11 protein-coding genes are annotated in these 14,004 nt (G+C 45.4%); 8 read left to right on the top strand and 3 right to left on the bottom strand.

Annotated elements, in window-relative coordinates; translation table 11 throughout:
- Positions 1–37: 37 nt before the first annotated feature.
- From ACLWOR_RS05395 to ACLWOR_RS05375, 5 genes are all read left to right on the top strand, one after another.
- Positions 38–1,024 (top strand): hypothetical protein, encoded by a 987-nt coding sequence (locus ACLWOR_RS05395; protein ID WP_413939657.1) that lies wholly within the window; start codon positions 38–40, stop codon positions 1,022–1,024.
- Positions 1,017–2,192 carry a 3-phosphoshikimate 1-carboxyvinyltransferase gene (locus ACLWOR_RS05390; RefSeq protein ID WP_413939656.1) on the top strand — a complete coding sequence of 392 codons (1,176 nt, stop codon included), beginning with the start codon at positions 1,017–1,019 and terminating at the stop codon, positions 2,190–2,192. The genes ACLWOR_RS05395 and ACLWOR_RS05390 overlap by 8 nt, the downstream gene beginning before the upstream one ends.
- Entirely contained in the window at positions 2,189–4,012 is a 1,824-nt protein-coding gene (locus tag ACLWOR_RS05385; RefSeq protein ID WP_413939655.1) for a shikimate kinase, read from the top strand. The genes ACLWOR_RS05390 and ACLWOR_RS05385 overlap by 4 nt, the downstream gene beginning before the upstream one ends.
- A complete protein-coding gene (gene aroC / locus ACLWOR_RS05380) occupies positions 4,009–5,028 on the top strand; it encodes a chorismate synthase (RefSeq protein ID WP_413939654.1) in 1,020 nt (339 codons plus the stop codon). Before ACLWOR_RS05385 ends, aroC begins: the two co-directional genes overlap by 4 nt.
- 74 nt (positions 5,029–5,102) lie before the next feature.
- On the top strand, positions 5,103–6,002 hold the full coding sequence (locus ACLWOR_RS05375) for a 1,4-dihydroxy-2-naphthoyl-CoA synthase (RefSeq protein WP_413939653.1): 900 nt from the start codon (positions 5,103–5,105) through the stop codon (positions 6,000–6,002).
- 68 nt (positions 6,003–6,070) lie between these two features.
- On the opposite strand, the gene ACLWOR_RS05370 is transcribed toward ACLWOR_RS05375, so the two are convergent.
- Complete coding sequence (locus ACLWOR_RS05370; RefSeq protein WP_413939652.1) at positions 6,071–6,721, bottom strand: TetR/AcrR family transcriptional regulator; 651 nt, start codon at positions 6,719–6,721, stop codon at positions 6,071–6,073.
- Between the two features lie 154 nt (positions 6,722–6,875).
- Between ACLWOR_RS05370 and ACLWOR_RS05365 the strand changes: the two genes are divergently transcribed.
- From ACLWOR_RS05365 to ACLWOR_RS05355, 3 genes are read left to right on the top strand one after another with little or no spacing between them, the layout of a single operon-like run.
- Positions 6,876–8,312, top strand: a complete 1,437-nt coding sequence (locus tag ACLWOR_RS05365; protein ID WP_413939651.1) for a TolC family protein — start codon at positions 6,876–6,878, stop codon at positions 8,310–8,312.
- A 2-nt stretch (positions 8,313–8,314) separates the two neighbouring features.
- A complete protein-coding gene (locus ACLWOR_RS05360; RefSeq protein ID WP_413939650.1) occupies positions 8,315–11,512 on the top strand; it encodes an efflux RND transporter permease subunit in 3,198 nt (1,065 codons plus the stop codon).
- 30 nt (positions 11,513–11,542) lie between these two features.
- Positions 11,543–12,058, top strand: coding sequence for a MarR family winged helix-turn-helix transcriptional regulator (locus tag ACLWOR_RS05355; RefSeq protein WP_413939649.1), 516 nt, complete (start codon positions 11,543–11,545; stop codon positions 12,056–12,058).
- Positions 12,059–12,333: 275 nt separating this feature from the next.
- Here ACLWOR_RS05355 and ubiE read toward each other — a convergent pair whose 3' ends face one another.
- Positions 12,334–13,047, bottom strand: a complete 714-nt coding sequence (ubiE, locus tag ACLWOR_RS05350; protein ID WP_413939648.1) for a bifunctional demethylmenaquinone methyltransferase/2-methoxy-6-polyprenyl-1,4-benzoquinol methylase UbiE — start codon at positions 13,045–13,047, stop codon at positions 12,334–12,336.
- Positions 13,037–13,870, bottom strand: coding sequence for a 3-deoxy-7-phosphoheptulonate synthase (gene aroF / locus ACLWOR_RS05345; protein WP_413939647.1), 834 nt, complete (start codon positions 13,868–13,870; stop codon positions 13,037–13,039). Before aroF ends, ubiE begins: the two co-directional genes overlap by 11 nt.
- Between the last annotated feature and the right edge of the window lie 134 nt (positions 13,871–14,004).

Raw genomic sequence — 14,004 nt, 5'->3', positions numbered from 1 at the left:
TAAATTTCCCAAAGTCTCTTCCCTAGGGGAGGAGACTTTGCTTATCTACGATAAAATTCTCGCAAAAAAATCAAAAGCGTTTCGTCAGTGGATGAAAAGCTTTGATCTTTCCTATGGTGTCCAAGCGGGAGAAGAATTAAAGGCCGTTGAGAATTTTCCCAAACACATTCAACACCTCGTGAAGCTTTGTGAAAACACTTCCAGCCGTCGTTTGACCTTGGTTGTTGCAGGTGGCGGCAGTGTGGGGGATTTTGGCGGATTTGTTGCTAGCATTCTGAAGCGTGGCGTGGGACTTGTACATGTGCCTAGTACCTGGCTTGCTGCTATTGACTCCGCTCACGGAGGCAAGACGGCTTTGAACGTAGCGGGATCCAAAAATCAAATTGGAACTTTTTATCCCGCAAAACAAACAGTTTTGGTTAAAGACCTTTTGCTTGCACAACCGGAAGAACGCAGCTTTGAAGCTTTTTCTGAGTTGATTAAAATTGCTTTGCTTGAGGGCGGAGAGTTTTGGCGAAAACTGCGTGCAGAAAAAGAAGTCACGTCGGAAATGGTCTGGCGCTATCTTCCGCAAGCAATCGCAGGAAAAATGCGCATCGTAAATAAAGACCCGCAAGAAAAATCAGGTCATCGTCATCTTTTGAATTTTGGTCACACAGTTGGCCATGTGTTTGAGGCGTACTATGAGCTTCCTCATGGTATCGCAATCAATTACGGTTTGGACTTTGCTTTAAAGTGGAGTGCTCGTCAGGGGATTCTGTCGGCAAAAGCCGAAGAAGAAATTCGCACAGCCCCGGTTTCGGCTTATTTATTATCAGCCGAACGAGATGAACTGTTGTCAGCACGCGAATCCGTTCTGAAAAAATGGAATCAGTTGTTGTTGCAGGATAAAAAGAAAAACTCGTCACGACGCCTGCGTTTTATTTTTATGAAAAAAGTCGGCCAACCAGTTATAAAAGAGGTCAGTGTTGATGAAATCTTAATGGAGCTTTGTCGTCAGAAAGAGGACGAGCTTCATGACTAAGCTTTCCTTCGATGGCGTCATTCCAGGATCGAAATCTGTTTTCAATCGCATCTTGATTGTAAAAAGCTACTTTCCAGTTTTGGAAATCAAGGGCTATTCCGAGTGTGATGACGTTCGCTATATGCGTGAAGGATTAAAAGAAATCAAAAGTCGCAGTCATATTGATTGCGGTGAAGGTGGCACGACTTTGCGTTTTATGGCTTTAAGAGCCTCGCGCACAAAGGGAGTTCATACACTTAAAGGAACTTCGCGATTGATGCAAAGACCCCAAACTGGATTGCTGGATTTGCTGCGCCAGTTGGGTGTGCAATGTCAGATGAAGGGCAATGAACTTTACATTGTCTCGGATGGTTGGAAGAAGCCAAAACAACCTCTGCGCTTACAACTCTCCGAATCCAGTCAGTACGCATCTGCTTTGTTGCTCAATAGCTGGATGTTGGATTTTGATTTGGATTTTGAATTGGTTGGAGAAAAACTCTCGGAATCGTATTTTGCTCTGACTCATAAAATGGTAAAGCAGCTTGGGATGCGCGTGCAACAAAAGGGATCGACTTATCATGTGCCAGCCGGTGAGAGAATCTCTCACCTTGAGTACGAAGTAGAATCGGATTTGAGCTCGACCTTTACGATGGCCACGGCGGGCGCTTTATCTGGGCAGGCGTTGATTCGCGAGTTTCCGCTGCAAAGTGAACAGCCGGATAAAGCTTTTTTAGATATTTTCAAGCGCATGCATGTTGAGCATGAGTTACATGATCGCACGTTACAGGTCAAAGAGAGCACCTTTTTAAAGGCCGCAGATAGTAATTTAGCAATGTCTCCGGATTTGTTTCCTGTGCTCGCGGTTTTGTGTAGTTATGCTCACGGCACCTCTCGGTTGCACGGAGCTCCTCACTTGGTTAGTAAAGAGTCCAATCGCATTGCCAAGGTGTCTGAGCTTTTAACTCTGGTCGGAGTTCGACATGAGAATTTGGACGATGGCATGATCGTGCATGGTGATCCCCATTTGCCGGTGAAAACTGGATTGATATTTAATCCTGATCAAGATCATCGCATGGTGATGGCTGCGACCTTGTTAAAATTAAAAGGTCATGGGATTCGCATTGAGCATCCAGAGGCCATTAACAAAAGTTTTCCTGAGTTTTGGTCAATGATAGGAGTCAAACCATGATTACGGCGGTTGTGGGACATCGCGGAACTGGCAAGTCAGAACTCATGAAGCGAATGACTTCGCATCTGCGCGATTATGATGTGGACCTTGTCGATTTGGATGAGGAGATCGAAAAGAAAATTGGTAAAAATATTTTCGAACTCGTCATGCAAAACGGTGAGCCGTATTTCCGCGAATTGGAACGCCAGGTGTTTTTGGAGTCCTTACAAAAAGCGACCAAAAATACTTTTATCGTGATGGGGGCCGGTTTTGACATGAAGGCCATCCCAGAAACTGTGCGAGTTCTATGGGTGCGAAGAAAATCCGATCTCGATGGGCGCATATTTTTAGATCGTCCTCGTCTGGATCCCGATATGTCGCCGATCGATGAATTCCGTCGACGGGCTGAAGTGCGCGAAGTGAATTATGCCAATGCTGCTGACGAAGTGTATGAAATGCCTGAGGGTATTTTTACGAATCACCATCGCGCTCTCGCAGTTGAAAAAGGCATTCTGACACACACACTTCAAAATATCAGTGGAACGGTCACGCTGCTGCCATCACTTTTTGAAAAGCCTTCGCGTTGGGAAGCATTTAAATCACGCTTTACCGCCAAAGGCATTTCTTTATTTGAGTTAAGAGATGACTTGCTTTCAGTTGAACAAATTCGTCAGGTGATGAATGAAATGCCTCACGAAGTTTTCTTATTGTCTTTCCGAAAAAGTCTTGAGCAAGCGCAGTATTGGTTGAGTGGAGAAGGCAAGGACGTGCTGGATCGTGTAGCCTGGATGGATTGGGCACTTGAGATCGGTTCGCCCGATGACTTCTTATCGTTGCTGCCTTGGAGCCGGATGATTGTTTCGTCCCACGAAAAAAATGGAATCGAACAATTAGCAAAATATGAAAGCAAAGTGGCACATAGCAAGTGGGCTCCTTTGTCCGATAATTTTTCTGAATTGTGGCAAGGTCACAGTTGGCAACAGGCGCAATCGGCAAAGCGTAGTTTCCTGCCACGCTCTGCGGAAGGTCGATGGAATTGGTATCGTGCTTTTCAAAAAGGTCAGCAGTTCCTAAATTTCTGGCGCTATGATGAAGGCAGTGCCGCCGATCAACCGAGTTTATTTCAGTGGATGATGACTTTTCAAAAACGGCCCACATTCGCCGCAGTTTTAGGTGATCCGGTTTATCACAGCTATACGCCTCTTGAGCACTCCGACTTTTTTGCAAAACGTGATATGTCCGTGTTTGCAGTCACGATTTATCGTGACGAGTTCGAGGAAGCTTTGCCGGTTTTACAAAAACTAGGTCTGCGCTATGCGGCTGTCACGTCTCCGCATAAGCAAGCTGCGGCTTCAGCCACTCAAAGCGAACTGCGTGCGGTGAATACTTTGTTTTGGAGTTCTAAAAGTAATAAATGGTTGAACACTTCTACAGACGATCAGGGCTTTATGGAATTGATTGAAGGAGTCGGGATGATCGCTCCTCTGCAAAAAGAAATTTTTGTCTGGGGTGGTGGTGGAACTTTAGAGATGGTCGAGAAGGCGATTCCACACGCCAGTTACTTTGCTTCTCGCACGGGGCAGCCGCGCGAAGGCTCCGAAGATGCATTGCAAATTCAGCCTAAGATTTTAATTTGGGCGGCTCCTCGTCAGGCTGATACGCAATGGCCACCGTTGGATTGGCATCCTTCGATGGTTTTCGATTTAAACTATAAAGAAGATTCGATGGGGCGTGAGTACGCGCTTCGTTGCGGGGCCCATTATCAATCGGGTCTGACAATGTTCCAAGGCCAAGCCCAAGGGCAACGTGCTTTTTGGTTAGAGTGTGAAGGTGCAGGATGAGTGCAAGTCAATTTGGTTCCCGTTTTTCAGTTACAAGTTTTGGTGAGAGCCACGGTGTTGCCTTAGGTGTGGTCATTGATGGCTGTCCTGCTGGGGTGAGTTTTGATCCTGCACTTTTACAAAAGGAAATGGACCGCCGTCGTCCTGGTCAGCAAGGTCAGGTCGTTTCAGGTCGCCAAGAAGAAGACAAAGCTGAAGTTCTCAGTGGTGTTTTTGAAGGAAAAACTTTGGGAACTCCGATAGCGATCATGGTTCGAAACAAAGACGCGCGCTCGCAAGATTACAATTCTATTAAAACGCAAGCGCGTGCTGGTCACGCCGATGATATGTGGAAAAATAAATACGGTCACAGCGATCATCGCGGTGGGGGACGTTCCTCGGGCCGTGAAACAGTGTCTCGCGTGATGGCCGGATCTGTTGCCAAGATGTTAATGAAAGAAGTGTGCGCTCGCACGCAGGTGATCGGCTATGCTTCGCAAATTGGGCCGATGACTTTAACGGCAGAAGAAAGAAAACAAATCATCAAGGTTGATGTGGATTCTTTCCAAGCGCGTTTTCCTTCGAAGCGTGATCAAGAAGTCACGGAGCTTTTAAAGAAAGCACAAGAGAGTGGCGAGAGTTACGGTGGTGTTGCTGAAATTCTCATTCAACAGCCTCCAGCTTTCTTAGGTCAGCCCGTATTTCATAAATTGAAATCCGACTTGGCTCAGGCCTTTTTGAGTGTTGGTGCGACGAATGGTTTTGAATTAGGTTTGGGTTTTGAATCCGCTGAGGTCAAAGGCACAGAATTCCATCAAGGCAATCAAGAAGCCTACGGTGGTATTCGCGGTGGGATCTCGACAGGTGAAGATATTCTTTTACGAGTTTCTTTTAAACCAACAAGTTCGATCCTTGATGTTGCAAAGAAGGGCCGCCATGACCCTTGTATCGTGACTCGTGCTATTCCTGTATTGGAAGCCATGACTTGGCTTGTTTTAGCGGACCATTATTTGTGGGCTAAAACAGACAGGGTTTAAAGTCCAAGTTTGCTGTTGGCAGACGCTGCCGAATGGTCTAAAACACGGGCATTCTCATACGTAAGGAGTGCCCGATGGTTTCTGATATTTTCAATCCCGAATGGTGGACCGAAGTTCCTGGTTTTAACTTTAAAGATATCACTTATCATCGCGCCAAAGATCAGGGAACAGTTCGTATTGCTTTCAACCGCCCTGAAGTGCGCAATGCTTTCCGTCCACAAACAGTAGATGAGCTTTATACAGCACTTGAACATGCACGCATCACTCCTGATGTGGGTGTTGTGATGATCACAGGTAACGGACCTTCACCAAAAGATGGTGGCTGGGCGTTCTGTTCAGGTGGCGATCAACGCATTCGCGGAAAAGACGGCTACAAATACGAAGATAAAGAAGCTGTTGGCAAAATGGATTTGGCTCGCTTGGGTCGTTTGCATATTTTAGAAGTTCAACGCTTGATTCGCTTTATGCCGAAAATCGTGATGGCAGTTGTTCCGGGTTGGGCCGTGGGTGGTGGTCACTCGCTTCATGTCGTATGCGATTTAACTTTGGCTTCGCAAGAGCATGCGATCTTTAAACAAACGGATCCAGATGTAGCAAGCTTTGATAGTGGTTATGGTTCGGCTTATCTTGCACGCATGGTCGGACAAAAACGTGCCCGTGAAATTTTCTTCTTAGGTCGCAATTACACAGCTCAAGAAGCTTTCGATATGGGAATGGCTAACGCCGTCATCCCACACAAAGATCTTGAGCGCGTGGCACTGGAGTGGGCGAAAGAAATGAATTCAAAAAGTCCAACTGCAATGCGCATGTTAAAATTCGGCTTCAACTTGATCGATGACGGTTTGGTAGGACAACAATTGTTCGCAGGTGAAGCAACTCGTCTTGCTTACGGTACAGAAGAAGCCCGCGAAGGCCGCGACTCCTTCGTCGAAAAACGCGACAAGGATTTTTCAAAATTCCCTTGGCACTACTAACTTAACTCTCGTTCAGTTAATTTATATTTTAGTTGAAATTAAAAAGCCCTCTTGCGAGGGCTTTTTCTTTAGGGTTCGAATGCTGGGATGTAGTTTTTAATGAAGTATTCGATTTGTAGGGCGGCTTTGTCGCGTGGGATGCCGTGGATGATGAGTTCGAATAGGAGGACTCCGTGGAAGAAGTTTTCTATTGTTTCGATGATCATTTCTATGTCGGCTTCTTTTTTGATTTTGCCGTCGTCTTTTAGTTTATTAAGTCTGTCTTCCAAACCTGTTTGTTTGAAGTTCGGGATTCTCTCGCGAATCATTTTTAGGAATTTTGCATCTACTAAGGCTTGTGAAAGGACGATCTTGAAAAATTCAGAGTCCTTAGTGCAGTGTTCGTTTAATCTTGCTTGGGCAAAGCCCAAGATTTCTTTCATTAAGGTGTCTTGCGGAGGGTAAGCAAGGTTACCGTGTTTGTGTTCTTTAATATGGTTATCGATCAACGCGAAGAAAAGGCCGAGCTTGCCTTCGAAATAGCGGCCGATAAGAGATTCGTTAATGCCTGCTTTTTTGGCGATCATTCTTGTTGTTGTCGCTTTAAAGCCAAAACGGGAGAAAGTTTCTTCAGCAGCCTTCAATAAACGCTCTTCGGATGCTAAACGATCTCGCTTTTTAGTCTTAAGTTTATCCACCTTCTTTTCAGTTGGTGTTCTTTTTTGGGATGTCTCGCTCATAAAAACCGCCCCTAAGTATCTGTAATTACTTATCTTTATATAATGTATCATAAAGCTATGAAGATTTCAATAAGTAATCACTTGAGTACTTTATTGAAATGCCGTAATAATAAGTATGTAAGCGATTACTTAATAATGTAAAGGCAGGTAGTAAATGAGTAGAAAAGTAAGCACTCCGATTCTTAGTGCGATTCTTTCTCTCGTAGTGGGAGTCGGAGGCACGCAAGCGCACGCTCTCACACTGAACGAGTATTTGGAGTCCGTAAAAACTCAAAATTTGGGCTATAAAGGTTCTTCTGAGCAATCCGAAGGAGCAGAACTTTTATCCCGCGAAGCAGATTTATTTTTTACTCCGCAGTTATTTGCGGAAGCAAATATTGGACACAATGGTAAGCCCAATACTCCGCAAATGTATGATCGCGTTCGTAGCCAAAGTTATCTTTTAGGTATCAGCCAACAGTTCAGCTTTGGTCTGCAATCGCGTCTTTATTATTCAATGGGTAGAAGTGAATTCGTAAATGCTTCTAATGCTATCAATCCTCCTCAATATTGGGACGCAAGTCCGCAACTTGAACTCACAATGCCATTGTGGGGCGGAGGATTCGGTCGTACAGCGCAAGCCAATCAAGAAGCCACTCGCCAAGCAAGTTTGGCAGAGAAATGGAACACTGAGGGGCAGTCACAGAATATCCTCATCGGTGCGGAAGCGACTTACTGGAAAGTAGCAGCCTGGCAAGATGTCGTTCGTATTCAAGAACAAGCTTTGACAGCAGCTCAAAATATCTACGACTACGTGGCTCGTAAAAAAAGAATGAATTTGGGTGAGACAGCCGACGTTGTTCAAGCCCAAGCCCTTGTTGAAGCTCGTACACTTGAATTGCAAATTGCAAAAAATGAATCTCAAGAAGCACAACGTGCATTTAATAAGTATTTGAATAAGGAAGCCAATGCGCCGGTGGCAGCTTTGGAGCCTGTAGACTATAAAGCTTTAGAGTCTATCACCGTGCCTGCGGCTCGCCCGGGTTCGCGTGCCGATGTTCAAGCAACAGAAGCGCAGTTGGCGGCAGCGAAAGCGCAATCAGCTTTAGCTCTGGAAAGAAACCGTCCAACACTCAACGTTGTTGGTCAGTATGCTTTAAATGGTCGCGATGAGGAATTAAATGAGGCTTTGAAAGAAGCCGGTCAAACGGAACAAGACACGGCTTTCATCGGTCTTCGTTTCAATATGCCCTTGAACTTCGGAGCGACAAGTGATGCGAAATCAGGTGCGTTGAAAAAAGAACGCGCAGCTGAAATGAATCGTGATTACGCTCTTTATGTTCAAGAACAAGACTGGACGAATCTTACTCGCAATATCATGGATGCTCGAGACAATATGAAAATCTTGTCTCGTCTTGAACAGGCACAGAAAACAAAACTTGAAACTGAGCGCGCACGCTTGAAACAAGGTCGTACAACGACCTACCAAGTCTTGTTGTTTGAACAAGACTACTCGCAAGCAGCCGTTTCAAAAGTGAAATCAGCAGTTAATATTTTAGCACTTCAATCTCAATTGAAACTTTACCAAGCCTCTCCTGAAGGAGGGAAATAGCCATGAGTCTTCCGAAAATATCCATTAGCAGACCGATCTTTATGACGTGTGTGACGATCGCCCTTGTGGTCGTCGGATGGGCTTCTTATAAATCAATGTCCGTGGATCTTTATCCAGACGTTTCCATTCCAGTCGTAACAGTTCAAACTGTTTATCAAGGTGCGGGTCCTTCAGAGATCGAAACACTGGTCAGCCGTCCTATTGAAGAAGAAGTCAGTACGATTTCTGGTATCAAACGTTTGACTTCAAAATCTTTGGAAGGTGTTTCGCAAGTTATCGTAGAGTTCAACTCCAGCGTTGACGTGAAACATGCTGAACAAGAAGTTCGCGATAAAGTAAACGTCGCAAAAGCAAAATTGCCAACAGAGGTTGAAGACCCTGTGATCAAACGTTTTGACCCGGCTGATACACCAATTATGATGGTGTCGTTGACGGCAAAAGGTTTGGGTGATGCGCAGCTTTTCGATATCGCGGATCAGTTTTTAAAACCTCGTTTGGAACAAGTTAGTAACGTCGGTGCGATTGAGATTCTGGGTGGTCGTGAAAGAGAAATTCATGTCCTTTTGGATCGTCGTAAATTGCAAGCGCGAGAAATGTCTGTCAGCCAAGTTGCCGCGCAAGTCGGTGCTTCGGGTGAAAACATTCCATCAGGTAAAGTAAATCAAGGTGAAAAAGAGATGGTGTTCCGTGGCCTGGGTGAATTCCACTCAGTTCCAGAGATCGCCGATACTCTCGTGAACCTTTACGGCAATGAAGTTCCAACACGCGTTGCTGACCTTGGTATTGTAAAAGACACTTTAGCAGATGAAAAATCACGTGCCTACGTGGATGGCGAAAAAGCGATCTTCTTGCAAGTCTATCGTCAATCTGGTTCCAACACTGTGAAAGTTGCTGACGATATTATGAAGCAGCTTTCTCGCGTCGAGCCTGAGCTTAAGAAAATGGAAGGTGGTCCGGAGATCCGCATCGTTACGGATGCATCTAAGAAAATCCGCGACAACTTGTATGACGTAAATGAGACGATCATTATTGGTATCATTTTGACAGTTTTGACGGTGTTCTTCTTCTTGGGAAGTCCACGTTCAACATTGATCACGGCTCTGTCGGTACCAATTTCACTGGTTGGTGCCTTCATGGTTATGAAGCTTGCCGGCTTCTCGATTAACATCGTTTCGATGTTGGCTTTGACTTTGGCCGTGGGTCTTTTGATCGACGACGCGATCGTGGTCATTGAAAATATTTATCGAAGAATGGAGCTGGGAGAAGATTCTCAAACGGCGGCTGAAAAAGGAACAACAGAAATCCAAATGGCCGTTATGGCGATCACTTTGGTGGTTATCGCGGTATTCGTACCAGTTGGTACAATGTCCGGTACAATTGGGCAGTTCCTAAAACAGTTCGGTATGACGGTTGTGTTCTCGATGGCGATCAGCTGGTTCGTGGCAATGACAGTTATTCCAATGTTGACGGCTTACTTCGGTGGCAGTGGTCACGGTGGTGGTCACTCGAAAGATCACAAACCAGCGGGTTTGTACGATAAAACTTTGGGCCGTTTGTTAAAAGGTTTCGACCGTTTCCAAACATGGCTTGAAAACGCTTACGAAAAATTGTTGCGTGTGTCGTTGAATTTCCCAAAAACAACGATCGCTCTGACAATTGTGGTGTTCTTTGCTTCGATTTACACGGTTACTAAAGTTCCAGGTGCCTTCATTTCGGACGACGACAGCGGTGAGTTCACTGTCACTCTTGAAATGCAACCTGGTACGAGCTTGGATGGTATGGAAGAAGTCGCTCGTAAGGTCGACAAAATCATTCATGACAATCCAGAAGTCGCATTTACAACAATGATCGTAGGATCCTTGTACGGAGAATCTAATAAGTCACAATTCTACGTTCGTATGAAAAGTGGCAAAGACAAAGGACCTCTTACAACTGAACAATTCCGCGACAAAATTCGTGGTCAGTTAGTGGGTTTTGCTGATGCGAATCCAGTTGTTAAAAAATACGATGCTTCTGGGGGTATGGGACAACAACCATTTATCTTGAACATCATCTCTGCAGATCCAAAAGAATTGGAAGAAGCAGGAACAAGAATGCTTGCGATCTTGAAAAAAGATCCACGTCTTAAAGACGTCGACACGAACTTCCGCCCTGGTAAACCAGAGATGCAAGTCGTGTTGAAACCAGGTGCTGCGAAAGCATACGGTATCAATACGAAGACAATGGGTGCGGAACTCCGTGCACAAGTTGAGGGTATGACGCCAGCGAAATTCCGTGAGAGAGGTCGTGAGTACGATGTGCGTGTTCGTTTACAAGACGATCAACGTGACTTGATGAAAACTTACAGCCAAGTTTACGTTCCAAACGTGAACAGAAAGCTTGTTCGCTTGAATGACGTGGCAAACGGCGACGTGAAATCAGGCCCGGCTTCGATTGAGCGTATGGACCGTGGTCGTTACATCCAAATCACAGCAGGTCTTGCGCCAGGCGTGGGTTTGAGTGACGTGGTTAACGATGCGGTGAAAGCGATGACAACTGGCGAGACGGCATTCTCTTCAAATGTGCGCTTTGGATTCGGTGGTGATGCAGAGAACATGCAAGAGTTGATGACTTCAACAGTCTTGGCTCTTGGTTTTGCGATTCTGTTTATCTATCTGATCTTGTCGAGCTTGTATGAGTCGTTCATCACGCCGATCACGATCATGATTGCTCTGCCTTTGGCCTTGAGCGGTGCCTTTGTGGCGTTGTTCATGTTCAAACAGATCATGACAATCTTTGCGATCTTCGGTTTCTTTATGTTGATCGGGGTTGCGGGTAAAAACGGTATCTTGCTTGTCGACTTTGCAAAACAAGCCATGGCAGAAGGTCGTTCACGATCAGAAGCCTTGATTTTGGCTGGTAAAACGCGTCTTCGTCCGATCTTGATGACTTCATTTGCTTTGATCGCGGGTACATTGCCAGTTGCGATCGGTCTGAATGAGGCTTCGAAAACTCGTACGGCGATGGGTGTGGCGATCATCGGTGGTATCGTGTCTTCCACGATTCTGACTTTGATTGTCGTTCCTGCAGTGTTCACATATGTGGATCGCTTCCGCATCTGGGCGAACAACTTCGGAGCGCGCTTCACTTCGAGTAAGAAAACAGAACAGCATTTAAAACACGGTGTTGGCGAGAAATCATCAATCCCACTTGAGAACTAATGAGTAGAATTTTTTAGAACGGAGAAATATATGGCTAAGCTTTATTTGCAAAATTTGCCAACTCAAGAAGAAGTTCATGCTCGTGTTGCAGGCTTACATCCCGATGTGGATGTAAAGCCTCTTTATACGAACATGTTATTTATGAAAGTCGCTGCGGAGTTAGAAACGCATTTCGATGACTTGTTATCGAACTATGGTTTGTCGAGCGGACGATTTACATTATTAATCCTGCTTCGCAATCACCCCGAAGGATTGAAGCCATCGGAATTGGCACTTCAACTGGGTGTTACGCAAGCGACGATTTCAGGTTTGTTGAATAATCTCGAAAAACTTGAACTGGTCTCTCGCCAAACGCATCAAACGGATGGGCGCGCTTTTGTGATTAAGCTGACTCAGAAAGGTCACGAGATCATTCAGGACATCTTCCCGAAATGGTATCCACGTTTGGCTGCTTTCTGGGCTGTGATTAATGGCGAAGAGAAAGAAAACATCAACGGCCTCTTAGGTCGTATGATTGAGAACACAGCTGTCTTAAATCAAAAGTAGTGATGTCGTAATACAATTGGATCAGCTCGTTTAAACGAGCGAGAATGAGAAGTATGAAACTACTTCTCATTTTTTTTGTAGTGGTCGCAGCGACATTCGCAATCGCTTCATGCCCCACAAAAAAAGACGTCATTCCAAATCCCACCCCACCTGAACCCAAAGTTCAAAAGGTTCCTGCTTCTTTTTCCGGTCCATGCTGCGTTAGTGTGTCGTGGGCATAAAAAAATCCGAGGTTTTGCCTCGGATTTTTGAATCTAAAATATTTCTAACGTAGATTACTTCACAACACCTTTGTAGATGTAAGCGATTCCGCCAGTCAAAGCTGTGTATTCAAAAGAAGAGTAAGCGTCGCTCTTCTTCATCAAATCAAGGAAACCTTCGCGGCATGGGAATGCGGCTGAAGATTTTTGCAAGTACTCGTAAGCGTCTTTTTGGCCTGTTACCAAGCCACCGATTTTAGGCAGGACGTGCATTGAATAGAAATTGTAAAGTGAACTGAATACCGGCAATTGCACTTGGCCGAATTCAAGAACCATCACAGTGCCGCCAGAACGAGTCACACGTGCCATTTCTTTCAAGGCTTTCACTGGATCACTGACGTTGCGGATGCCAAATGAGATACTTGTGATATCAAAAAGATTATCTGTGTATTGAAGTTGCGTCACATCAGCTTGTTCAAAAGTGATATCAAGTCCACGCTCAGCCGCTTTCGCAGGAGCCGGGATCAACATCTCAGCACAGAAATCAGTTCCTGTGACTTTACCTTGAGGGCCGACTGCTTTTTTGAATTCAATTGCCAAATCACCCGTGCCAGTTGCGCAATCTAAAACTTTTTGGCCCGCTTTAGCGCCAGACCATTTTACAAGTTTTTTTCTCCACAAGTGGTGAATGCCCATCGACAAGACAGAGTTGCCGCGATCGTAGTTCGCAGCGACTTTCGCAAACATGCTGCGGATGATTTCTGGATTTGGAGAATGATTAGCGGACATTGGCGATCTCCTTGTGCAAAGGACGTTCAACTGCATCAAGAATTTTTTCAAGACGCTTCATCATCGTGCTGAAATCTTCAAGAGTCAGCGCTTGCATGCCGTCTGAAAGTGCCTCTGCTGGACGAGGATGAACTTCGACGATCACACCATCAGCACCAGCTGCAGCGGCCGCGTAAGCCAAGCTTGGAACCAGAGCGCGAATACCGACTGCATGAGAAGGATCCACGATCACCGGAAGATTTGTATTTTTCTTTGCGTAAACAACGGCATTTAAATCCAAAGTGTTGCGAGTCGCTGTTTCGAATGTACGAATTCCGCGCTCACACAAGATCACGTTCGGGTTGCCACCGTTTGTGATGTACTCAGCAGCTTTCACCCACTCTTCGATCAGAGCGGCGAAACCACGCTTCAACATCACAGGTTTTTTCTGCATTCCCAACTCTTTAAGCAAAGAGTAGTTGTGCATATTGCGAGACCCAACTTGGAAGCACTCGACAACGTCGTAAACTTCTTCAATTTGACGAGCGTCAGTGACTTCGGAAACGAGGCTCATGCCTGTTTCTTTGCAAACAGCTTTGATAAAATCGAAAGATGAATTGCCCAAACCTTGGAAGGCTTTTGAAGACGTGCGCATTTTCCAAATGCCACCGCGAAGAAGATGAGCACCAGATGCTTTCACTCCTTTGGCAGTTTCCAAAAATTGGTCGTAGCTTTCAATCGAGCAAGGACCAGCGATGACAGTGAATTGAGATCCCCCGATCTGGTATCCGCCGACATTGACGATTTGGGTTGAGGGACTTGTTTGCATAGTTTGCGTTTCCATAATACGAACTTCTTTGTTCACCCTTGTTTAACACTTTTCCCATATTTGAGAATGGAAAAAGAGGGTCTATTTGTGGATCGGCAGAATAGCATAACGCTCTTGGGCATTACAAACTTTTTGGAAGAAGGGGCCCT

Source organism: Bdellovibrio sp. HCB2-146 (assembly GCF_047345725.1).
In the GTDB taxonomy this organism is placed as follows: Bacteria; Bdellovibrionota; Bdellovibrionia; order Bdellovibrionales; family Bdellovibrionaceae; genus Bdellovibrio.
Note: the sequence above shows the minus strand (reverse complement) of the source record. Positions and strands in the feature narration are given on the sequence as shown.